We start from the raw sequence: 20,684 nt of genomic DNA, 5'->3' as shown, positions 1-20,684 counted from the left end.
AGAGGAGTGCGGGGACAACCGTTTCTCCTCTTAACACATTCATAGGAGTGTAAAAAATGATAAACAATAGAGAAAATATGTCTGTGAGCGAGCGTTTAATCAGCTCGAGGCAAAATCGGCAATTGGATGAAGTGCGTGGAAGAATGATGGTGACAGCATGTGCGCTCATTATGATTGCGGCATCTGTGGCGATCACCATTTTCCTCGGCATTAAGGGGCTGCAATCTTTTCTTGTAAATGGTGTAAGCCCAATTGAATTCTTAACGAGCTTAAATTGGAATCCTACAGATAGTGATCCGAAATACGGAGTGCTGCCATTTATTTTTGGCTCGTTTGCAGTAACGATTCTTTCTGCTCTGATCGCTGCTCCGCTTGGCATTGCAGGAGCGATTTTCATGACAGAAATTGCCCCGAATTGGGGGAAAAAAGTGCTGCAGCCTGTGATTGAGCTTTTAGTCGGCATTCCATCTGTTGTTTATGGATTCATAGGTCTTACAGTATTGGTGCCGTTTATCGCCCAGTTCAAATCGAGCGGGACAGGGCACAGTTTATTGGCGGGAACGATTGTCCTTTCCGTCATGATTCTGCCGACCATTACATCAATTTCTGCTGACGCAATGGCTTCTCTTCCGAAGAGTTTAAGAGAGGGTTCTTACGCGCTTGGTGCGACGAGATGGCAGACGATCAGAAAAGTACTTGTGCCTGCGGCTTTTCCAACATTAATGACAGCTGTTGTGTTAGGCATGGCTCGGGCGTTCGGTGAAGCTTTGGCTGTTCAGATGGTCATAGGAAATACAAGAGTATTGCCGGAAAGTCTGTTTGACACTGCGGGAACGCTGACAACAATCATCACGCTGAATATGGGCCACACCACATATGGAAGTGTTGAAAACAATACGCTGTGGTCAATGGGGCTTGTGCTTCTGGCGATGTCATTCTTGTTCATCCTGCTTATTCGCTACTTGTCATCTAGGAGGAAAGTGTAATGAACCGCAAAATAACAGATAAACTGGCGACCGGAATGTTTGGTTTGTGTGCAGCCATTATCGCTGCCATTTTAGTAGGTTTGTTTTCCTATATTATTATAAACGGTGTTTCTCAGCTCAGTTTTCATTTTATTACGACAAAATCGAGCGCCATTGCAGCCGGAGGAGGCATACGCGACCAGCTGTTTAACTCCTTTTATATTTTATTGATTACGATGCTGATTACAATCCCGCTCGGTGTGGGAGGCGGAGTGTTCATGGCTGAGTATGCGCCTAATAATAAAGTGACTGATTTTATCAGAACATGTATCGAGGTGCTCTCATCTCTCCCGTCTATTGTCATTGGAATGTTTGGATTATTGATGTTTGTCAATTTAACAGGCTGGGGATATACGATCATAGGCGGAGCGCTTGCGTTAACTGTTTTTAACCTTCCCGTCATGGTGCGTGTGACAGAAGACGCGATTCGTTCAGTCCCTAAGGACCTGAAGGAAGCCTCTCTCGCTTTAGGTGTATCACGCTGGCATACCGTAAAAACCGTTTTAATTCCAAGTGCGATCCCTTCTATCATTACTGGAGCCATTTTAGCGTCAGGAAGAGTGTTCGGAGAAGCGGCAGCATTATTATTTACAGCCGGCCTGACAACACCGCGTCTTAATTTTACGGAGTGGAATCCGTTTTCGGAAACATCGCCGCTTAATATTTTCAGGCCCGCTGAAACACTTGCGGTCCACATTTGGAACGTAAATACGCAAGGAATGATTCCGGATGCTGAAGCGATTGCCAATGGTGGTTCTGCTGTGCTGGTGATTTCTGTTCTTGTGTTTAATCTCGCAGCGAGATGGCTTGGCACGATGATCTACAAAAAGCTTACGGCAAATTAGTACGGAAAGAGGCGAAAAACATGTCTGAACAAATGGTAAAAGAAAAACCTGAGCGAGCTGTTATTGTTCCGAAGCAGAACCACGTGCTTGAGGTCAAAGACCTGTCTATTTTTTACGGAAATAAACAAGCGGTTCATCATGTGAACATGGATATTGAAAAGAATGCGGTGACTGCTTTAATTGGGCCGTCAGGATGCGGAAAATCTACTTTTTTGAGAAATATTAACCGAATGAATGATTTAATTCCTTCTGCAAGAGCTGAAGGTGAAATCCTTTATGAAGGATTAAACATATTGGGCGGCAATATTAACGTCGTCAGCTTGAGAAGAGAAATCGGAATGGTTTTTCAAAAACCAAATCCTTTTCCGAAATCGATCTATGCAAATATCACACATGCATTGAAATATGCCGGAGAGCGTAATAAAGCGGCCTTAGATCAAATTGTGGAAGAGAGTTTAACAAAAGCAGCGCTCTGGGATGAGGTGAAGGATCGTTTACATTCATCCGCACTCTCGTTATCCGGCGGCCAGCAGCAGCGTTTGTGCATTGCGAGAACGCTTGCGATGAAGCCGGCTGTTCTTCTGCTTGATGAACCAGCTTCAGCGCTTGATCCGATTTCAAATGCAAAAATAGAGGAATTAATAACAGAATTGAAAAGAGAATACTCGATTATTATAGTCACACACAATATGCAGCAGGCTCTGCGGGTTTCTGATCGGACGGCATTCTTTTTAAATGGCGAGCTTGTAGAATACGGACAGACTGAACAGATCTTCACGAGTCCGAAACAGCAAAAGACAGAGGATTATATTAACGGGAAATTCGGATAGGAGGGCGGCAATGAGCATTGCTATCGAAGCTGTAATGAAACAGGAAGTCTATCAAGTCAATGGAATGAACTTATGGTATGGACAGCATCATGCTTTAAAAAATATCAATTTGAGCATACATGAAAACGAGGTCACGGCGATTATCGGGCCATCGGGATGCGGGAAATCGACCTTTATCAAAACATTGAATTTAATGATTCAAATGACGCCGAATGTAAAGCTTGCAGGTGAGCTGAATTATAATGGCAGCAACATTTTAAAAGATAAAGTGGATATCGTGGATTTGCGAAAAAATATCGGTATGGTATTCCAAAAAGGGAACCCGTTTCCCCAATCTATTTTTGATAATGTAGCTTACGGACCGAGAGTCCACGGCACCAAAAATAAAAAGAAGCTTCAAGAAATTGTGGAAAAATCATTGAAAGACGTGGCGCTATGGGATGAGGTGAAGGATCGATTGCATACGTCCGCTCTTTCCTTGTCAGGCGGCCAGCAGCAGCGTCTTTGTATCGCCAGGGCACTTGCGACCAATCCAGATATTTTGCTGATGGATGAACCGACATCTGCATTAGATCCAATCTCAACAAGAAAAATTGAAGAACTCATTCTTGAGCTGAAAAATAAATATACGATTGTCATTGTCACGCATAACATGCAGCAGGCAGCAAGGGTTTCTGATCAAACCGCCTTTTTCTATATGGGCGAGCTTGTTGAATGCGACAATACGAATAAAATGTTCTCTAACCCGCAGGACCAAAGAACCCTCGATTACATTACAGGAAAGTTTGGTTGAAAAAAACAGGCTGAGTCTTCAGCCTGTTTTTTATCGTGTTAACGTTTTTACGAGCTTTTTAAAGCTCATATCTGATTTTACTTTAAACTCGCCGGCACGGATTTCTTTGTGATAGCCGGCATCAATGACATAGTCATTAAAGTCTTGAGCCGAGGAGATAATGCCTTCTTTTTCAAGAAGAGCAGATACATCTGCAGTGCTCATGCCGTCTTTAATTTTCAGTTTGTACGTTTTGACCTTGTCTGTTTTCGTGTCTGATCCGCTGTTATTGGTCAAGGATTTCTCTTTTGAATCGAGAAGTTTTTGATATTCATCGCGATTCACAGAAACCATTTTTTTAGAATCAAGGTAATTGTTCACGTCTTGTTCGGTTACTGTTTTATTTTCTTTTACAGCAGCGGCCTGGTCTTCGTCAGTCAGATAAAAAACAGCTGCAAGAACGGCTGTCGCTAAAATGATGCCGCCAGCAAATGCCTGAATGCCTCGTTTTGTCATACGAGCACCTTCTCGTTATCTTTGATAATCGTATTTACGTCTTCAACTGATACATGCTCAGCTTTAGCAATCGCTTCAGCGGACATGCCGTTATTATATTTAGAAAGTATTTGTTTAGCGATTTTTTGATTGATGTCACTCTGCTTTGATTTGCGGATGACAAGGTTTGTTTCCAGTAATTCTTCCTCAAGCACGGTCATTTTCTTTTTGAGCTTGTAAATTTCCTGCATCGCAGAAAGCTGCAGAGTTTCGAGCTCTTGTTCTACATCTTTCATCGGGTCTCTTTGAGAATATGAGAATGCAATTAGCGCTATACTGACGATAAACAACGCAATAATAGCAATTTCCACGTTTCATCACCTTCTATTCTTTTTTTATCCTTCTTTTTTATACCATAAAACCAATAGTTTCTAAAGGAATTCGCGAAAAAAACGAGATTTTGTCGAGAAATCTTTCTTTGCTTCTTCTCTATGTAATGGTTTAATAGGATCACTAAGTGAACGATAGGAAAGGAGAATGTCAGGAGTCCATGGATAAACACCCATTTCCCTATAATATACGACATAAGCTTTCTTTTTTTAGGGACACATTCGACATGAACATTCAAAACGCTCACACCTTGACCGTATGCTGGGAAATCTCAGAAGAAACAATGCGGCTGGCTGAAGCGGTCCTTTTCGAAAAAACGCAGGATATGATGAAAGAATTGCGCATTGTCATCAAAAGAAAAGATAACGAAGCTGTCAGGACTAAACGCACACCGTATGATAAAGGGGAATGGACGATTGGACAGGCGGCTGGTGATGCTGTATATCGGGCTGAATACAGAATGGTTAACTCCATGAATGTCTCTCTCGAGCTTGCCTGCACAGACGACATCTATCTTGAAGAAAATGGGATTCGTCATATAAACAGCTTTCAGATTGAGGAGGCACACACCAGGTGGGAGGCGCAATTTTCTGCATACACCTGTTATGGAGAAGGAGAAAAAGAACGGTGAACATTCTCATGCTTTCACTCGAACATCCCGATGGCCCGAAAAGCGGGCTCGGTGTCTATTTAAACCGTCTCATTTCCTATTTAAATCCTCATATCAACATGACGGTTTGTACTCCGAGAGGGCAGTTGTCTTCATATGCGAAGTTTGAAGATTACATAGCCGATGCCAACTTTACAATGGTTCGCCAGGTGTTATCCGGCAATGAACGCTTTGATCTGATTCATGCGCATGATGACACAACAGTCCCTGCCGCCCAGTATTTGAAACAACGGCTTGGCCTTCCGCTTGCTGCGACAATCCACGGTCTTGAAAGCGAAAGGAAGAAGGTGTGCCGAGAAGTCCCACACCCATACAGGCTCAAGACCGAACAGCTCCTTATAGAGTCTGCCGATGCTTTGATCGTATTAAGCACATTTATGAAGCGGTCTCTTAATAAGGCAGCACATAAAAAAACAACCGTTATTCCGAGCCCTGCATCTATGGAGGAAGAGAAGGGGAAAATCCCAAGAAGCATAAATAGAAGATTCCTCTTTTCATATGGAAGGTTCGTTCCGGAAAAAGGATTTTCTCAGCTGTTAAAGGTGTTTGCCATCTTGAAGCAGCGGCAGCCTGACCTCTATCTAGTGCTGGCTGGGGAAGGTCCGTCTCTGTCCTCCTATGAGAAATTGGCTGCGGCATTGAACCTAGAGGATCGTGTCATGTTCCTGCCGTTCCTGAATGGAAAAGACATTAGAACGTTACTGTCTCACTGTGAAATGGCAGTTTTCCCTAGTTCTTATGAACCGTTTGGGCTTGCCGCACAGGAAAGCATGGAACAAGGTGTGCTGACTGTCGTTTCTCAGTCGGGTGGTTTTTGTGATTATGCCGTTCATGACAAAACGGCAATCATCGCTGATTTTACGCAAGTACAGGAAGCGGCTGATCTGCTGGACCGTTTTTTAAAAGACCGGGAAAAAGCCCGCCGGATAAAAGAAGCTGGCAGACAACAAGTGTTTAAGCTCCACCACCCCCGACTCATTACGGCATCATATGTGCAGCTTTATGAGCGTATCATCAATAATTCAGCAATTCATTGAAAAACAGCCTAGCATTCCGTCCATTATAGTGGTATTATATATAAGTCTGAATAAGTAAATGATTTTAGTTTGGAGGGAAAATAATGCGCGTTAATATTACTTTGGCTTGCACTGAATGTGGTGAGCGTAACTATATTTCTAAAAAGAACAAACGCAACAATCCAGACCGCGTTGAATTTAAAAAATATTGCCCACGTGATAAAAAATCTACGTTACACCGTGAAACAAAATAACAGCTTTGCTGTTTTAGGTGTAAGAAAAAAGCCAGAGCTTTGAAAAAGGTTCTGGCTTTTTTTCTATTCCGAGGGGGATGAGAGATGAAATCAAAATTAAGAAAACAGACGATGGCGGCACTGTCTGCTTTACCAAATGAAGATCTGCTTCAAAAAACGGAACGTATGTATAAGGATTTGTTTTCTCTGCCGGACTGGCAAAATGCCAGCACCATCGCCGTCACCATTTCCAGAGGACTAGAGATACCGACGCGTCCTGTCATTGAGCAGGCTTGGGAGGAAGGAAAGCAAGTTTGCATCCCCAAATGCCATCCGGACACGAAGAAAATGCAATTTCGCGCATATCAGACTGATGATCAGCTCGAAACCGTTTACGCCGGACTCCTTGAGCCGATAATTGAAAAAACAAAAGAAGTAAACCAATCACAAATTGACTTGGTGATCGTTCCAGGTGTTTGTTTTGATGTTAACGGGTTTAGGATCGGCTTTGGAGGCGGTTATTATGATCGTTTTTTAAGTAAATATCAAGGAAAGTCAGTCTCTCTGCTTTTCGAGTGTCAGCTGTTTGCGCACGTACCCCGTCTGCCGCATGACATGCCGGTACATAAGCTGATAACAGAGGATCGCATCATTTCTTGTTATTCATAACTTTCCTGCCTCTTTTCCAAGAATAAATCAGGTAGAATAACAAACCCTATTGGCAGGAGGGATATCATGAAAAAACTTTTGATTTATGCCATTTTTGCTGTTTCTGCCGTCATGTTTTACCAAAATCGCTACCGTCTTATGAATACTGTACTCAGCCAGCCAGGAATCAGGCGGTCTTTTATCCATTTGTTTTTAAGAATTCCGTTTATCCGCAATAAGTTTATACAGCAAGCTTTCTAAAATCCCGTGAAAAACGGGATTTTTTGCTTTCAGTAGGCGTTTCGGACCGCCAGCTGTTATAATGAAAAAAAACTATTGGAGCGGTAAATATGTTTTTGCTGGAGTATACATATTGGAAAGTGGCAACGCACCTGGTGAAAAGCGGGTATGGTGTTATACAAGCCGGCGAGTCAGATGAAATATGGCTTGAAGCGCCGGACAAGTCCTCTTATGATCTAGTTCGTCTTTATAAGCACGATCTTGATTTCCGTCAAGAAATGGTTAGAGACATCGAAGAGCAGGCCGAACGAGTAGAAAGAGTCAGAAATCAATTGGGCAGACGAAGGATGAAGCTGCTGAATGTGTTTTTTTCAACTGAAGCCCCTGTTGATGACTGGCAAGAAATTTCCAAACAACCTTTTGAGAAGGGAACTGTGTCAGTTGAGTCTGTGGTCGTTAGAGGATCGATGCTTCGAGATGATCTTCAAGCGGTTTTTCCATCATTTCGTACAGAAGAACACGTTTCGTTTGAAGACACGCAAATGGCAAGGGAACGCTTCCTTTCGTTAGTGCTGAAACAAGAAGAACAGAGAAAAACTGAAGCGGCGGTTTTTCAAAACGGAAAACCCATTTTTACATATTTATTTATTGCGCTTCAGGTCCTAATGTTTTTCGTGCTCGAAATAAACGGGGGCAGCACAAATACGGAGACGCTGGTCGCTTTTGGAGCAAAGGAAAACAGCCTGATTGCACAAGGAGAATGGTGGCGTCTTCTGACACCGATCGTGCTTCACATTGGCATAGCGCATTTAGCTTTTAATACGCTGGCTTTATGGTCGGTTGGTACAGCGGTTGAGCGCATGTATGGATCGGGCAGGTTTCTGCTGATTTATCTGGCGGCTGGCATTACGGGATCGATTGCGAGCTTTGTGTTCAGCCCGTATCCTTCAGCAGGCGCATCAGGAGCCATATTCGGATGCTTAGGCGCACTGCTGTATGTAGCTTTGTCAAATCGGAAAATGTTTTTGAGAACTATAGGAACCAATATTATTGTCATTATTATCATCAATCTGGGCTTTGGTTTTGCGGTTTCGAATATTGATAATTCGGGACATATTGGCGGCTTGATTGGCGGCTTTTTCGCCGCTGCAGCACTCGGGCTGCCCAAAGCCGGAGCCTTGGGAAAAAGATTGTTGTCAGCGGTTTTACTGATTGCTTTGGCGGCTGGATTTTTATATTACGGATTGCATTCGCCTTCCCACCAGGAGTCAGCGCTGTTTCAGCAGGCAAGCGAGCTTTATCAGGAAGGAAAGTATGAAGAAGTAACGGAATTGCTAAACGGAGAAGCAGAGCAAAAAGGTGCCTCTGCCGATCTGTTGAAAATCCTGGCGGTTTCTGATATTCAACTCGGCGAATATGATCAGGCGATTTCCCTTTTGGAACGAGCAGTGAAAAAAGAACCTAAAGACCATGCTTCATATTACTATTTAGCCGTATTGTATGTGGAAAAAAATGAGCTTGGCCAAGCAGAAAAGGCCATCCGAACGGCTGTAAAACTGAAGCCGAAGGAGAAGCGCTACAAAGAGCTTCAGCAGCAAATTGAAAACAATAAAGAATCATAAAGGCGGAATAGGGTAAGGGGGCAGGCTTTTTTGTCAGCGTTTTCTTCTTGACGGACCGCTTCCATATGAATACGCTTATGTTAAGTTAAGATCAAGAAATGGTGAGAAAAAATGAATACATTTTATGATGTGCAGCAGCTGTTAAAAACGTTTGGCCACATTGTTTATTTTGGAGACAGAGAGCTTGAAATTGAGTTTATGTTAGATGAATTAAAGGAATTATACATGAACCACATGATTGAAAAGGAGCAGTGGGCCAGAGCGGCAGCTGTCCTTCGAAAAGAATTGGAACAAACAAAAAACGTTAAGAGATTTTTATAAAGGCTAAGGTGATAAAAATGGATGAGATTTGGTTTGCGGGCATTGACCTGGGAGGAACGACGATTAAACTCGCTTTTATTAATCAATATGGTGAAATTCAGCATAAATGGGAAGTCCCGACTGATAAAACCGGCGACACCATTACCGTTACAATTGCAAAAACAATCGACAGCAAGCTGGATGAGCTGCAAAAACCGAAGCACCTCATTAAATACATCGGAATGGGCGCACCAGGTCCTGTAGATATGGCGGCAGGAGTTGTGTATGAAACCGTAAATCTAGGATGGAAAAATTACGCTTTAAAAAACCATTTGGAGACAGAGACCGGCATCCCAGCAGTGATAGAAAATGACGCGAATATTGCTGCGCTTGGGGAAATGTGGAAAGGAGCGGGTGATGGCGCAAAGGACGTCATTCTCGTGACGCTTGGCACAGGAGTTGGAGGCGGCATTATTGCAAATGGTGAAATTGTACATGGCATAAATGGCGCAGGCGGAGAAATCGGCCATATTTGCAGCATCCCTGAAGGCGGAGCGCCTTGCAACTGCGGCAAGACGGGCTGTATCGAAACCATTGCATCGGCAACAGGAATTGTAAGAATTGCAAAAGAAAAAATAGCGAATGCTAAGCAGACGACACGTTTAAAAGCAACTGAACAATTGTCAGCGCGGGATGTGTTTGAAGCGGCTGGTGAAAATGACGAAATTGCCCTTGAGGTGGTTGATTATGTAGCCAAGCACCTTGGTTTGGTGCTCGGAAATTTGGCAAGCTCGCTTAATCCGTCAAAAATCGTTCTTGGCGGCGGCGTATCGAGAGCCGGAGAGCTGCTGAGATCAAAAGTAGAGAAAACATTCCGCAAATGCGCGTTTCCGCGGGCAGCCCAAGCTGCTGATATTTCAATCGCAGCGCTTGGAAATGATGCCGGCGTTATTGGAGGCGCTTGGATCGCTAAAAACGAATGGCTAAAACACCAAAATTGTTAAAATTGTGTAAATGAAATTGATTTTTTGTTGTGCTCAGGTTAAGATTTAATTTGATGTGTTAATGAGAATGTTGGGAATTGACTGATTTTTTTGAGCGTGCTGCATAGGAGGTTGAAATGCGAAAAACATTTTTTTCGAAGATTTCATTTATGCTGATTGCCATTTTATTGATGTGGCTGAAAACGTATGCTGTTTACAAAACCAGTTTTCATATTAAAATCGACAATCTAACACAGGAATTTATTCTGTTTATCAACCCATTGAGTTTTTTGTTGCTTATTTTTGGCCTCAGCCTGTTTTTAAAAGGCAAAAACAGAAATCGTTACATTATCGCGATGAGCTGTCTTGTCACGTTTGTATTGCTGGCTAATATGGTTTTTTACCGTTTTTACAATGATTTCTTAACAATCCCTGTTCTTTTTCAAACGAGCAATATGGGTGATCTCGGAAGCAGCATCGGAACACTTCTTGAACCGACAGACCTCCTATTGGGTGTAGATATTGCGGTTTTAATATGGCTTCACATCCGGCAAAAAGCTTTTCAATCGGACATTCCCTCTACGAAAAATGAACGGGCGGCTTATTTTTTGTTCGTTGCTTCTGTTTATTTCTTCAATCTGGGCTTGTCTGAGGCGGAAAGACCTCAGCTGTTGACACGCTCATTTGACAGAGAAATGCTTGTTAAAAACATTAGCCTGTTTAATTTTCATATTTACGACGGTGTTCTTCAGTCAAAGCAATCCGCACAGAGAGCGTTGGCAGATAGCAACAGCCTGACGGAAATTGAAAACTATGTAACCGCTAATGCGAAAGATGCCAACAAAAGGTTATTCGGCGCTGCAAAAGGAAGGAATGTCATTCTCGTATCCTTAGAGTCAACGCAAAGCTTCGTGATTAATGAAAAAGTGAATGGAGAAGAAATCACGCCTTTTCTGAATGACTTTATAAAACAGAGCTACAACTTTAATAATGTTTACCACCAAACAGGCCAGGGGAAAACCTCGGATTCTGAATTTATCGTGGACAATTCACTGTATCCGCTTGGACGAGGTGCCGTGTTTTTTACGAATGCGGGCAATCAATATATGGCAGCTCCTGAAATTTTGAAAAACAGCGGATATTATTCAGCGGTGCTTCACGCTAATAATAAAAGCTTTTGGAATCGTGATTTAATGTACGACTCATTTGGATATGATTCGTTTTTTGATAGTAACTCGTATGATGTTACGGACGAAAATTCAGTCGGCTGGGGACTAAAGGATAAAGAATTTTTTGAGCAGTCTTCAGAGCTGATGAAAAATCTGCCTCAGCCGTTTTACTCAAGGCTGATCACACTGACGAACCACTTCCCATTTGATCTTGATGAAGAGGATCAACTGATTGATGAATATGATTCAAGCAGCCAGACGCTAAATAAGTATTTTCCGACAGTGCGTTATCAGGATGAGGCGCTGAAACGGTTTATCGAAAAGCTGAAGGAAGACGGGTTATACGACAACTCTGTTATTGTATTATACGGTGACCATTATGGTATATCGGAAAACCATAATGAAGCAATGGGGCAGTTTTTAGGAAAAGAAATAACCCCATTTGAAGAGGTGCAGCTCCAAAAAGTGCCGCTTGTCATTCATATTCCGGGTATTACCGATAAAAAGCCGCAAACCATAGAAACAGTAGGCGGGCAGATTGATATCAGGCCGACGCTGATGAATCTTTTAGGAATTGATACGAAAGATCAAATTCAATTCGGCAACGATCTGCTTTCGGACGAAAAACTGGACTTTACGGTGCTCCGGGACGGGAGCTTTATCACGGATCAGGTTGTATATACAGACGGTGCGTGTTATGACAAAGAGACGGGAAAACCGTTAGAAGAGACACAACAATGTGAAGCATTTGCTGATAAAGCGAAACAAGAGCTATCACTTTCTGATGAAATCATTTATGGAGATTTGTTGCGATTTTATGATCAGAAAAGGCTGGACAATTCGTCAAAACGGAAAGAAAAACAAATGCTTGATCAAGCATCGTAATCATAATGTCTCCCGCATCAAAGTGAGCGGGAGGCTTTCTTTTTTTAAGTGCGCTGTCATATAGTAACAAAAAAGGGGGATGATGATGGCGTTTATTACGGTGAAGCCTGAGATCAAGAACAATTTGTCCAGAGTGGCGAGAGAGCTGAAGATAGACGAGGAATTGCTTAGACGTGCAAATCGTACCGCACAGGAACACCAATTGTATTGCCCTGGTTATGTGATAGAAGAGCATAGTGGCAAGGAGCTTCAAACCATACAGGACATAAAGCGTTTTTTACAGCCTCGGCAGCTGGACTTTTCTGATAAATGGATTGAACAAGAGAAAATCTACGATGATTCAGCTGTTGAAAAGGAACTAAAGAAGATCATTGATGTGTTTCCGTTTGTCTCATGCAGGGAAATTGGCCGTTCTGTACTCGGAAGGCCTATCTGGGAGCTGAAGGCTGGTGGGGAGCATACTGTAAAAAAGGTCCATATGAATGCATCATTTCATGCGAATGAGTGGATTACTACGTCTGTCCTGCTAAAATGGTTTAAGGAATACTGTATGTCATTATGCCGCAACTCGCCCTTCTTCGGCTTTTCTCCCATACAGCTGTTTAGCAGTACATCCTTATCCCTCGTTCCTCTTGTCAATCCGGATGGCGTTGATCTTGTCTTAAACGGATCAGAAGTTATGGGAGCCAGAAGAGATGAGCTCGAGAGGCTAAATGAGCATCGTCCGAATTTTAATGAATGGAAGGCGAACATAAACGGGGTTGATTTAAATAAACAATTCCCTTCGTTATGGGAAATTGAAAAATACCGAAAACCGACAGCACCCAGCTACCGCGATTTTCCGGGAATCTCTCCGCTTACAGAGCCGGAATCCATTGCGATGTACCGGCTGATAACGGAGAATCCGCCTGACAGACTGCTGGCTCTCCATACTCAAGGGGAAGAAATTTATTGGGGCTATAAAGGCCTTGAGCCTGAAGAATCTGCCGCTGTTATAAAGGATTTTGAGGAGATAAGCGGGAACATTTATAAGGGAGTAAGGGATATAGACAGCTACGCGGGATTTCGCGATTGGTTTATTCACCACTATTTTAAAGAAGGGTACACGGTGGAACTTGGAAAAGGCCGAAATCCTTTGCCGTTTCAGCAGTTTTCACATATTTATAACGCCACAAACGGCATCTTGTGGAGAGCGTTATTTTTTTATGAGTAACTAAAACTTTTTCTTTTTTCTGCCGAAGCAAATATGAGACAATAAAGAGGATCGGAGGGGAAGGCTGATGAGATCAGTTTGTTTCATTCTGCTGTCGGCATTGCTCTTTAGTTTATCGGCATGCGAACCATCTCATCAGCAGCAAAAACAGGCATCAGCGGCAAAAGATGAGGAAAAAGATATCATACCGCTTTCCGCGGAAAAAGCGGACGGGGCGGAAGGCTGGCTGAATAACAGCACCATTTTATATACTGCGTCTAATCCGACGAAAACAGAGCTTTTTGCGTACCGCATCTTTACAGGCAAAGCGAAAAAGCTCTATCAAACGGATGGTCAAATCGTTGATGTTCAAATTAATGCGAGGGAGCAGATGATTCTGCTGCAAATCACACATAGCCAAAAGACAGCAGTGGTTTTGCTTAATGCAGACGGAGAGACGCTTTACGAAAAAGATTACGAAACATATGAACTGGAGGCTGCTTGGAATCAGTATGATCCTTATCAAATAATGGTGACGGAATTCAGTGAGAACTGGGATTTCCATACATATCAGGTGAATGCTAAAAAAGACGAGTCTTTCTTAAGTCCGGTACAGGTTCCGTTCATTCATTGGACATCCAAAAATACATTTGATTATGTAAAAGAGGGAAGAGACGAAAAAACAGGGCCTTTATATACGTTTAATACAGTCTCTAAGACGGAGCAAAAGCTTGAGGATAACGTTCTGTTCTTCGATTCTTTCCATCAAATGAGTTTTACTGTGAAGTCAGCTTCCGGAGAGAAAGGGACGTATCAGTTTGAAACGCCGCATACAAAATCACCTGTTACAGTGAAATGGCCGCTCCAAACGAAATATACAAGTTTGGCTCCAATGGAGTATGACTATGATGAAGCGGGAGGCCTGTTTTATACGTTCAAACAAAGCGGTGATGCTTATAAGCTTGCTGCAATCAATGTGGCATCGGGTGAGACAAAAGATCTTGTCTCTCTGCGGGAAATGGAGCCGATTCAAATATCTCCGAACGGGAAATATGCGTTATACGGCTTTCATTTTGAGCAAATCATTTTATTGAAATCACATAAAACGAAGCAACTCATTATTGATCAAAAGGAGATGGAGTAACGATGGCTATCGCAGATGTGACCATTATCCCAATCGGTACGGAAACACCCAGTGTCAGTGCTTACGTGGCCGATGTGCAAAAGATTTTAGAAGGATATCAAGCTGAAGGGAAAATCAAATATCAGCTGACACCGATGAATACGCTGATTGAAGGTGAACTCAGTGACCTTTTCACAGTCATTCAGGCCATTCACGAAGCGCCATTTCAAAAAGGATTGCACAGAGTGGCAACGAATATCCGCATTGATGACAGACGTGACAAAAAAACGACGCTTGAGAGCAAAATAGAAAGTGTCAATAAACATTTACAGCCATAAAAATAAACCTGTATCCTATCGGATACAGGTTTTAATGTGCGGTTGGATAGCCGCTGTTTATGACGGTCATCACGGTAAACCAGCCAAAGACAAATAAGGTGGCGCCGGCTAATAAAAACCCGAGTATATTTTTATTTCTAACAGAACGCAAGACTCCCCATAAAGCGAAAAGAGCGACAAGGCCGAAAATCACGACAAGTAACATAACACAGCCCCCTTTACATTGAAAAACCTGCAATTCTTTCCAGTTTTATTCTACCTGTTTTTTATAGGTTTGTCGATAGCGTTTTCATTGCGATTGTTTGAATCTTTTTTAAAAAACCCTCATAATAAGAGCATAAAAAAGAAAGAGGTGATAATAGTGAAATGGAGACGAATGCCAGTAGGGCCGATTCAAGCGAACGCATATTTTCTCATCAGTGATGATCAATGCCTGATTTTTGATCCGGGCGGCGAGGGACATAAAATCAATCAATACATAAAAGAAAAAGGGCTGACGCCTTTAGCCATTTTGCTTACACATGCCCATTTTGACCACATTGGGGCGCTTGATGAAGTGAGAGAAAAATGGGATATTCCTGTTTACTTACATCAAAATGAAAAAAATTGGCTTACGGATGCCTCTCTAAACGGCTCCGGCATGCTGCGAGGGATAGAAGTTACAGCTAAGCCTGCAGATCATCTGATTGAAGGCGACGGTGAGTTGAATATCGGGCCGTTTCATTTGGAAACATTATTTACGCCGGGACATTCACCAGGCAGTGTGTCTTACTATGTGAAAGACGCAGACTTGGTGATCTCAGGAGATGTTCTGTTTCAAGGCGGTATAGGGCGTACGGATTTAATAGGCGGCGATCAAGAGACGCTGCTGACATCCATTCATGAAAAACTGCTTACGCTGCCGGAACATACGCTGGTGTTAAGCGGCCATGGACCTGAAACAGACGTACTGACTGAGCAGGATCAAAATCCGTTTTTAAATGGGTTTTCATTGTAAAAAAAGAGACAAACCGATAAGGTTTGTCTCTTTTTGCATTTAATGGCCTCCGCCGCCGGGCACCATAATAAAAATCGAGTAATATGTAAAGCCGGCGAAGAAAATCGTTAAATAAGCGCCAAAAATATAAATATACATGCGTTCAGTTAAGTTCAAATACGATAGGAACACAAATAAAATCGTCTGTCCAAAAAATAAAAGGGAAGCATCTTTCATATCACCTAAATAAAACATGACTGCAAAAATTCCCGTCCAAAATCCTAACACCCGGAACATGCGATTCATTTTTTATCCCCTCCCGAGAGTCCCTCTGACTGTTATTATAATAGATCACACCTAGAAATGTAAACATTTTCATGATTAATATACATATGGAATTTGTCCTTTTGATGCGTTCTCTAATGTATGAATATTTTTTAAAAAATAATCCGAAAAAATTTCTGTAAATGGTTTAAATGAAAAATGATCCGGGTAGTTATTCTACAAAGAGATGGTTAACTGAGGAGGAAAATAAACAATGGAACAACAATTAACTTTTTACTCATACCCAAGCTGCACGTCATGCCGAAAAACAAAACATTGGCTTAAAGCACATCAAATTGAATTTAACGAACGGCACTTATTCAGAGAAACCCCAACAATAGATGAATTAAAGTACATCTTATCGTTAACGACAGAAGGCATTGATGAAATTTTAGCGACACGAAGCCAGACCTTCAAAAATTTAAATTTAAACATCGAAGAAATGACGGTAAATGAGGTGCTGGAACTTTTAATCGAGAAGCCAAAGCTTTTGCGACGCCCAATTCTAGTGGATAACAAAAAGCTGGTGATCGGTTACAATCCGGGAGAACTGTTGAAATTATCAAAGAAGAAAACGGTTCATCAATCTGCATGATGAAAAACCGAAGATCCGCTGATTTATACGAATCAGCTTATCTTCGGTTTTTCACCTGTTCAGAAACTGGGCTAGCTGGATTCGAACCAACGATCACGGAGTCAAAGTCCATTGCCTTACCGCTTGGCTATAGCCCATTGAATGTAAACATAGTATGTGTAAAGGCAGATGCGTTATACATATAAAGCATAATTTTCAAATACAGGAGGTAACTCATTAAGATGGCAGCTCTTGATCAGCACTTAACAGAGCACAAAGAAGATATCACGCAACAATGGCTGGAAGTTTGTACGTCAAAAGGCAGCTGGCTGTATTCGGCGAAAGATCAGCAAAAACTAGCACAAAAGTTAAAAGACCAACATGAATTATTGGTGACCATCGTAGCAAAATCCCTTGGAAAAGAAGACGTAACGGAGGAGCTCAATCGATGGTCTCTTCAATGCGCCAGAGACCGTGCCGTTCATGAAGTGACGGTAACAGAAAGTGTCGGCCAGTTTAACGCCTTCAGGCACATTATGTTTGAATGGATTCAAAAATTCAGCGAAGCTTCTTCTCAAGAAATCAGCATTCAGGATTTTTATGAATGGAGCCGGATCTTGAATCAAAACATTGATAGGATCATCGAAGTGTTTACGGAGGAATATCATCAGGTGACCATAATACAATTAAACGCGCAAAAAGAAATGATTAATGAATTGAGTGCGCCGATTATGCCGATCACTGAGGGAATAGGGATTCTTCCGCTTGTCGGTGAAATTGATACCTACAGAGCGAGGACGATTTTGGAGTCGGTGCTGGAGCAGTGCTCAGCGTTAAAGCTCTCGTATTTATTTTTAGATATTTCTGGCGTTCCTATCGTTGATACCATGGTGGCCTATCAAATTTTTAAAGTGATTGACAGCACCAAATTGCTCGGGATTGAGACGATTATTTCAGGAATCAGGCCGGAAATTGCCCAAACTGTCGTGAAGCTGGGTCTGGATTTTTCGAATGTGAAAACCGAGCAAAGTCTTGCTAAAGCTCTGGCCAATAAAGGATTTAAAATAAAAGAGTGTTGATGCTTTTGCCATTCATTCTGAAAGTAGAAGCTGAACAGCCTTTCTCAGGCTATTCAGCTTTTTTTACTTCTATAAATAAAATGTGATGGCTGTCGATGTCTTTTACCTTAAAAGAGTAGCCGTCATATTCGATGACACTTTCAGGCTCAGCGTCTATGTTTTGTGTCAGAAACCAGCCGCCCAAGGTGTCTACTTCCGCGTCTGATAAATCTGTACCAAGCAGGCTGTTGACGTCGGTGATTAATAATTTTGCATTTAATAAATAGTGATCCTTTCCAAGTTCGCGTATATGAGGCACTTCATCCGCATCAAATTCATCACGGATTTCTCCTACAATTTCTTCGATAATATCCTCGACAGTGACCAAACCGGAAGTCCCGCCGTATTCATCTATTAGGATCGCCATATGAGTGCGTTCCTTTTGCATTTTCAGCAGTAGTTTATAAATAGGAATCGTCTCAATGACATGGATAACCGGCTGAACGAAAGGTTCAATTTGATGCTTTTTGAGTGAAAAATCTTTCGTCAGCATGGAAAACAACACTTCTTTCATATTAATCACGCCAATGACGTTATCTTTATCCTCTCTTACAACTGGATACCGCGTATATTTTGTTTGCTTGACTGTTTCCTGAAGATTTGAAATGGAGCCTTCATCTAGTGATAAACTGACCATTTCATTTCGCGGCACCATAATTTCCTTTGCCATTCGTTTATCAAAGGTGAAGATATTATTCATGTACTTTAATTCACTTTTTCTGATCTCACCGCTTTTATAGCTTTCAGCCAATAGGACCCGCAGCTCTTCTTCTGTATATGCCAGTTCATGCTCTGATGCCGGTTTCAGTCCGAACACTCCTGTAATCAATCGGGCAGAGTGGTTCAGCAGCCAAATGAATGGAAACATGATCTTATAAAACCAAATAAGCGGTTTAGCGAACAATAAGGTAATGCTCTCTGCCTTTTGAATGGCGAAACTCTTTGGCGCCAGCTCCCCGATCACGACATTTAAATACGTAACCGCTAAAAACGCGATGACGAGTGAAAGTAGGTGTGTAAGCGATTCATTTAAGCCTGCTTTATGAAAAAGCGGCCGAAGCAGAGTTTGCACCGTCGGCTCTCCAAGCCATCCCAATCCTAAAGCTGCGACTGTGATGCCCAGCTGACAGGCTGATAAATATTCATCAAGGTGAGTGATGACATGCTTTGCCGCTTTAGCACCTTTCTTTCCTTTTGCGACAAGCTGATCAATTCTGGATCGCCGCACTTTTACAATTGAAAATTCTATGGCGACAAAAAATCCTGTTAACAAAATGAGAATAGCGACTGCTAGTAAATTGACAAATTCCAAAACAACTGCCTTCTCCAAGGAAGGCATGCACCTCCCTTTTCCGATGTCTTTCTCCATTCCATACCACCTGAAAATGCTCATAAAACATGTGTCAGAGCCGCACAATGGTTTAGTGACGCCGTTATTGGGCAATTAAAGTATAAAGAACAAAAGTTTGGAGGAGCTTGACATGAAGGCACATAAGGGAAAAGATTGGTTTTGGTACCAAATGGGGCCTCAGGAAAGAAGTAAGGCAAGGGATCTCATTCACTTTTCTCACTGGCCTCAGTGTGAAAAGTGGTTTGAAAATAACCATCACGTTAATTTTTTGCGAGTAGATACAACTGAAACGGACAATGAAGCGGTATTTGGGTCGATTGTTTATGATCAGGGGCTTGGTGAAGAAAAAGACCATACTGTTTTTCACTTTTATATCACCAGACAATATTTTTTTACAATCAACTTTGACTTTGCGATTTTGAGAGAGATTAAAGGAAAAGAAGTTGTCCGGCAAATGGAAAGAGCGGACAATGCGATAGAGGGGTTTTTAATTCTTCTCGGCGAACTAATGAATGCGTATTTAATCGGTGTCGATGAATTTGAAGTAAAGCTGAGAAAGTTGCGATGGCAAATTAAAGACGACAATAGCAAAAGCATTTTAAACCGTGTCCATCTCCTGCGCCATGAACTGATGATTTGGAAAAATTTAATATTAAGCGCCAAAAAAATTGAAATGGCATTGAAAGAAACCTTTTTACCTCAAGATGAAGGGAAAAAGGATTATCAGCGGACACACCAGAAAATTGACAGAGGATTTACATACATCAGCGAATTTGAAGGGGAGCTGAACAATCTGCTGCATTCAGAGGAAGTCATTACCTCACACAGGGGGAATGAAATTGTAAAAGCATTGACCATTTTCACGACGCTATTTACGCCGATTACAGCTCTGGGCGCCTTATGGGGAATGAACTTTTCAGTAATGCCCGAGCTGAATTGGAAATATGGATACCTCTTTTCTCTCTTATTGATTGTCACATCTACGGTTCTGATCTACCTATATTTGAGGAAAAAAGGCTGGACGGGAGATATGCTGCAGGAGCGGAAGAAGAAAAGGAAATCTCGAAAAAGGCGGACCTTATAAGATGTTTCATATTTTGTGCAGCGGATAAAGAATAAATAGAACACGGTAAAGGAGGAATGAACATGAAAATAAGAGACATCATGACGAAGAATGTAGAATGCTGTGAGCCAGACGCTTCAATCACGGAACTAGCGAAAAAGATGAGAGACTCCAATGTCGGTTCTATTCCAATCTGTGAAAATGGCACGCTTCAGGGGATTGTATCTGATCGGGATATTGTGACGAGATGCTTAGCTGAAAATCAGATGGATGCAAAAGCAAGTGATATCATGAGCACTGACATCGTATCGGGCCACCCTGATATGTCTGCTGAAGAAGCGGGGCAGCTTATGGCTAAGCATCAAATCCGCCGTTTACCGATCCTTGAAAATGGGCACATTACCGGTATCGTTGCCTTAGGCGATCTTTCTGTTGAGAAAGATACTGATCAAAAAGCCGGAGAAGCATTAAGTGAAATTTCTAAAACAGCATAATGAAAATG

At 42.1% G+C, this 20,684-nt stretch carries 25 protein-coding genes, 1 tRNA gene and 1 pseudogene; 21 read left to right on the top strand and 6 right to left on the bottom strand.

The annotated features are described in order from the left end of the window. Positions 1-56: 56 nt before the first annotated feature. The 4 genes from pstC to pstB (MY9_RS12575) are packed head-to-tail and all read left to right on the top strand — an operon-like array spanning position 57 to position 3,493. Positions 57-986: a phosphate ABC transporter permease subunit PstC gene (pstC, locus tag MY9_RS12590; RefSeq protein WP_014664619.1), complete on the top strand. Its 930-nt coding sequence runs from the start codon at positions 57-59 to the stop codon at positions 984-986. Beyond that, positions 986-1,870: a phosphate ABC transporter permease PstA gene (gene pstA / locus MY9_RS12585; RefSeq protein WP_014664618.1), complete on the top strand. Its 885-nt coding sequence runs from the start codon at positions 986-988 to the stop codon at positions 1,868-1,870. The genes pstC and pstA overlap by 1 nt, the downstream gene beginning before the upstream one ends. 20 nt (positions 1,871-1,890) lie before the next feature. After that, complete coding sequence (gene pstB / locus MY9_RS12580; RefSeq protein ID WP_014664617.1) at positions 1,891-2,700, top strand: phosphate ABC transporter ATP-binding protein PstB; 810 nt, start codon at positions 1,891-1,893, stop codon at positions 2,698-2,700. A gap of 10 nt (positions 2,701-2,710) precedes the next feature. Continuing rightward, positions 2,711-3,493 (top strand): phosphate ABC transporter ATP-binding protein PstB, encoded by a 783-nt coding sequence (pstB, locus tag MY9_RS12575; RefSeq protein ID WP_014664616.1) that lies wholly within the window; start codon positions 2,711-2,713, stop codon positions 3,491-3,493. A 30-nt stretch (positions 3,494-3,523) separates the two neighbouring features. On the opposite strand, the gene MY9_RS12570 is transcribed toward pstB (MY9_RS12575), so the two are convergent. Next, on the bottom strand, positions 3,524-3,988 hold the full coding sequence (locus MY9_RS12570; RefSeq protein WP_014664615.1) for an endolytic transglycosylase MltG: 465 nt from the start codon (positions 3,986-3,988) through the stop codon (positions 3,524-3,526). Beyond that, positions 3,985-4,338: a hypothetical protein gene (locus MY9_RS12565; RefSeq protein ID WP_014477348.1), complete on the bottom strand. Its 354-nt coding sequence runs from the start codon at positions 4,336-4,338 to the stop codon at positions 3,985-3,987. Before MY9_RS12565 ends, MY9_RS12570 begins: the two co-directional genes overlap by 4 nt. Before the next feature lie 179 nt (positions 4,339-4,517). On the opposite strand from MY9_RS12565, the gene MY9_RS12560 reads away from it, so the two are divergent. From MY9_RS12560 to MY9_RS12505, 12 genes and pseudogenes are all read left to right on the top strand, one after another. Further along, on the top strand, positions 4,518-4,988 hold the full coding sequence (locus tag MY9_RS12560; protein ID WP_014664612.1) for a hypothetical protein: 471 nt from the start codon (positions 4,518-4,520) through the stop codon (positions 4,986-4,988). Continuing rightward, positions 4,985-6,064, top strand: a complete 1,080-nt coding sequence (locus tag MY9_RS12555) for a glycosyltransferase family 4 protein (RefSeq protein ID WP_014664611.1) — start codon at positions 4,985-4,987, stop codon at positions 6,062-6,064. The genes MY9_RS12560 and MY9_RS12555 overlap by 4 nt, the downstream gene beginning before the upstream one ends. An 83-nt stretch (positions 6,065-6,147) precedes the next feature. Further along, positions 6,148-6,297 (top strand): 50S ribosomal protein L33, encoded by a 150-nt coding sequence (gene rpmG / locus MY9_RS12550; RefSeq protein ID WP_003153056.1) that lies wholly within the window; start codon positions 6,148-6,150, stop codon positions 6,295-6,297. An 84-nt stretch (positions 6,298-6,381) separates the two neighbouring features. Next, a complete protein-coding gene (locus MY9_RS12545; protein ID WP_014664610.1) occupies positions 6,382-6,945 on the top strand; it encodes a 5-formyltetrahydrofolate cyclo-ligase in 564 nt (187 codons plus the stop codon). A gap of 66 nt (positions 6,946-7,011) precedes the next feature. Then, entirely contained in the window at positions 7,012-7,185 is a 174-nt protein-coding gene (locus tag MY9_RS12540; RefSeq protein ID WP_003230126.1) for a hypothetical protein, read from the top strand. Positions 7,186-7,274: 89 nt separating this feature from the next. Further along, the gene (gene yqgP, locus MY9_RS12535; protein WP_014664609.1) at positions 7,275-8,786 is read left to right on the top strand and encodes a rhomboid protease YqgP; all 1,512 of its coding nucleotides are present in this window, start codon (positions 7,275-7,277) and stop codon (positions 8,784-8,786) included. A 111-nt stretch (positions 8,787-8,897) separates the two neighbouring features. Further along, a pseudogene (locus MY9_RS12530) lies at positions 8,898-9,114 on the top strand (YqgQ family protein). A 10-nt stretch (positions 9,115-9,124) separates the two neighbouring features. After that, positions 9,125-10,090 (top strand): glucose kinase GlcK, encoded by a 966-nt coding sequence (glcK, locus tag MY9_RS12525; protein WP_014664607.1) that lies wholly within the window; start codon positions 9,125-9,127, stop codon positions 10,088-10,090. Positions 10,091-10,206: 116 nt separating this feature from the next. After that, complete coding sequence (locus MY9_RS12520) at positions 10,207-12,123, top strand: LTA synthase family protein (protein WP_014664606.1); 1,917 nt, start codon at positions 10,207-10,209, stop codon at positions 12,121-12,123. An 82-nt stretch (positions 12,124-12,205) separates the two neighbouring features. Next, complete coding sequence (locus MY9_RS12515; protein WP_081483629.1) at positions 12,206-13,336, top strand: M14 family metallopeptidase; 1,131 nt, start codon at positions 12,206-12,208, stop codon at positions 13,334-13,336. A 67-nt stretch (positions 13,337-13,403) separates the two neighbouring features. Further along, the gene (locus tag MY9_RS12510) at positions 13,404-14,459 is read left to right on the top strand and encodes a hypothetical protein (protein WP_014664604.1); all 1,056 of its coding nucleotides are present in this window, start codon (positions 13,404-13,406) and stop codon (positions 14,457-14,459) included. Positions 14,460-14,461: 2 nt separating this feature from the next. Continuing rightward, positions 14,462-14,776, top strand: a complete 315-nt coding sequence (locus MY9_RS12505) for an MTH1187 family thiamine-binding protein (RefSeq protein WP_014664603.1) — start codon at positions 14,462-14,464, stop codon at positions 14,774-14,776. Positions 14,777-14,807: 31 nt separating this feature from the next. Here MY9_RS12505 and MY9_RS12500 read toward each other — a convergent pair whose 3' ends face one another. Then, a complete protein-coding gene (locus MY9_RS12500; RefSeq protein ID WP_003230141.1) occupies positions 14,808-14,981 on the bottom strand; it encodes a DUF2759 domain-containing protein in 174 nt (57 codons plus the stop codon). Between the two features lie 156 nt (positions 14,982-15,137). Between MY9_RS12500 and MY9_RS12495 the strand changes: the two genes are divergently transcribed. Continuing rightward, entirely contained in the window at positions 15,138-15,773 is a 636-nt protein-coding gene (locus MY9_RS12495) for an MBL fold metallo-hydrolase (protein ID WP_014480263.1), read from the top strand. Positions 15,774-15,812: 39 nt separating this feature from the next. Here the strand turns inward: MY9_RS12495 and MY9_RS12490 are convergent, their stop codons facing one another. Next, positions 15,813-16,058 carry a DUF2626 domain-containing protein gene (locus MY9_RS12490; protein ID WP_003226300.1) on the bottom strand — a complete coding sequence of 82 codons (246 nt, stop codon included), beginning with the start codon at positions 16,056-16,058 and terminating at the stop codon, positions 15,813-15,815. A gap of 232 nt (positions 16,059-16,290) precedes the next feature. Between MY9_RS12490 and mgsR the strand changes: the two genes are divergently transcribed. Beyond that, the gene (mgsR, locus tag MY9_RS12485) at positions 16,291-16,671 is read left to right on the top strand and encodes a transcriptional regulator MgsR (RefSeq protein ID WP_014664601.1); all 381 of its coding nucleotides are present in this window, start codon (positions 16,291-16,293) and stop codon (positions 16,669-16,671) included. 66 nt (positions 16,672-16,737) lie between these two features. Here the strand turns inward: mgsR and MY9_RS12480 are convergent. Next, positions 16,738-16,808: transfer RNA gene (locus MY9_RS12480), tRNA-Gln, on the bottom strand. A gap of 84 nt (positions 16,809-16,892) precedes the next feature. On the opposite strand from MY9_RS12480, the gene rsbRD reads away from it, so the two are divergent. After that, entirely contained in the window at positions 16,893-17,729 is an 837-nt protein-coding gene (rsbRD, locus tag MY9_RS12475) for an RsbT co-antagonist protein RsbRD (RefSeq protein ID WP_014664600.1), read from the top strand. A gap of 49 nt (positions 17,730-17,778) precedes the next feature. On the opposite strand, the gene MY9_RS12470 is transcribed toward rsbRD, so the two are convergent. Next, positions 17,779-19,107 (bottom strand): hemolysin family protein, encoded by a 1,329-nt coding sequence (locus MY9_RS12470; protein ID WP_040083766.1) that lies wholly within the window; start codon positions 19,105-19,107, stop codon positions 17,779-17,781. 142 nt (positions 19,108-19,249) lie between these two features. Between MY9_RS12470 and corA the strand changes: the two genes are divergently transcribed. After that, positions 19,250-20,203, top strand: a complete 954-nt coding sequence (corA, locus tag MY9_RS12465; RefSeq protein ID WP_014664598.1) for a magnesium transporter CorA — start codon at positions 19,250-19,252, stop codon at positions 20,201-20,203. Positions 20,204-20,265: 62 nt separating this feature from the next. Then, positions 20,266-20,676 (top strand): CBS domain-containing protein, encoded by a 411-nt coding sequence (locus MY9_RS12460; RefSeq protein WP_041521379.1) that lies wholly within the window; start codon positions 20,266-20,268, stop codon positions 20,674-20,676. Positions 20,677-20,684: the final 8 nt, after the last annotated feature.

Source organism: Bacillus sp. JS (assembly GCF_000259365.1).
GTDB classification, from domain to species: domain Bacteria; phylum Bacillota; class Bacilli; order Bacillales; family Bacillaceae; genus Bacillus; species Bacillus stercoris.
This window is presented reverse-complemented; position numbering and strand designations above follow the sequence as displayed.

What these genes read in the sequence shown, in the direction of transcription:
- pstC (WP_014664619.1), top strand. Translation starts at nt 57, where the DNA reads ATGATAAACAATAGAGAAAATATGTCTGTGAGCGAGCGTTTAATCAGC.
- pstA (WP_014664618.1), top strand. Translation starts at nt 986, where the DNA reads ATGAACCGCAAAATAACAGATAAACTGGCGACCGGAATGTTTGGTTTG.
- pstB (WP_014664617.1), top strand. Translation starts at nt 1,891, where the DNA reads ATGTCTGAACAAATGGTAAAAGAAAAACCTGAGCGAGCTGTTATTGTT.
- pstB (WP_014664616.1), top strand. Translation starts at nt 2,711, where the DNA reads ATGAGCATTGCTATCGAAGCTGTAATGAAACAGGAAGTCTATCAAGTC.
- MY9_RS12570 (WP_014664615.1), bottom strand. Translation starts at nt 3,988, where the DNA reads ATGACAAAACGAGGCATTCAGGCATTTGCTGGCGGCATCATTTTAGCG.
- MY9_RS12560 (WP_014664612.1), top strand. Translation starts at nt 4,518, where the DNA reads ATGGATAAACACCCATTTCCCTATAATATACGACATAAGCTTTCTTTT.
- rpmG (WP_003153056.1), top strand. Translation starts at nt 6,148, where the DNA reads ATGCGCGTTAATATTACTTTGGCTTGCACTGAATGTGGTGAGCGTAAC.
- MY9_RS12545 (WP_014664610.1), top strand. Translation starts at nt 6,382, where the DNA reads ATGAAATCAAAATTAAGAAAACAGACGATGGCGGCACTGTCTGCTTTA.
- MY9_RS12540 (WP_003230126.1), top strand. Translation starts at nt 7,012, where the DNA reads ATGAAAAAACTTTTGATTTATGCCATTTTTGCTGTTTCTGCCGTCATG.
- yqgP (WP_014664609.1), top strand. Translation starts at nt 7,275, where the DNA reads ATGTTTTTGCTGGAGTATACATATTGGAAAGTGGCAACGCACCTGGTG.
- glcK (WP_014664607.1), top strand. Translation starts at nt 9,125, where the DNA reads ATGGATGAGATTTGGTTTGCGGGCATTGACCTGGGAGGAACGACGATT.
- MY9_RS12520 (WP_014664606.1), top strand. Translation starts at nt 10,207, where the DNA reads ATGCGAAAAACATTTTTTTCGAAGATTTCATTTATGCTGATTGCCATT.
- MY9_RS12515 (WP_081483629.1), top strand. Translation starts at nt 12,206, where the DNA reads ATGATGGCGTTTATTACGGTGAAGCCTGAGATCAAGAACAATTTGTCC.
- MY9_RS12510 (WP_014664604.1), top strand. Translation starts at nt 13,404, where the DNA reads ATGAGATCAGTTTGTTTCATTCTGCTGTCGGCATTGCTCTTTAGTTTA.
- MY9_RS12505 (WP_014664603.1), top strand. Translation starts at nt 14,462, where the DNA reads ATGGCTATCGCAGATGTGACCATTATCCCAATCGGTACGGAAACACCC.
- MY9_RS12500 (WP_003230141.1), bottom strand. Translation starts at nt 14,981, where the DNA reads ATGTTACTTGTCGTGATTTTCGGCCTTGTCGCTCTTTTCGCTTTATGG.
- MY9_RS12490 (WP_003226300.1), bottom strand. Translation starts at nt 16,058, where the DNA reads ATGAATCGCATGTTCCGGGTGTTAGGATTTTGGACGGGAATTTTTGCA.
- mgsR (WP_014664601.1), top strand. Translation starts at nt 16,291, where the DNA reads ATGGAACAACAATTAACTTTTTACTCATACCCAAGCTGCACGTCATGC.
- rsbRD (WP_014664600.1), top strand. Translation starts at nt 16,893, where the DNA reads ATGGCAGCTCTTGATCAGCACTTAACAGAGCACAAAGAAGATATCACG.
- MY9_RS12470 (WP_040083766.1), bottom strand. Translation starts at nt 19,107, where the DNA reads ATGCCTTCCTTGGAGAAGGCAGTTGTTTTGGAATTTGTCAATTTACTA.
- corA (WP_014664598.1), top strand. Translation starts at nt 19,250, where the DNA reads ATGAAGGCACATAAGGGAAAAGATTGGTTTTGGTACCAAATGGGGCCT.
- MY9_RS12460 (WP_041521379.1), top strand. Translation starts at nt 20,266, where the DNA reads ATGAAAATAAGAGACATCATGACGAAGAATGTAGAATGCTGTGAGCCA.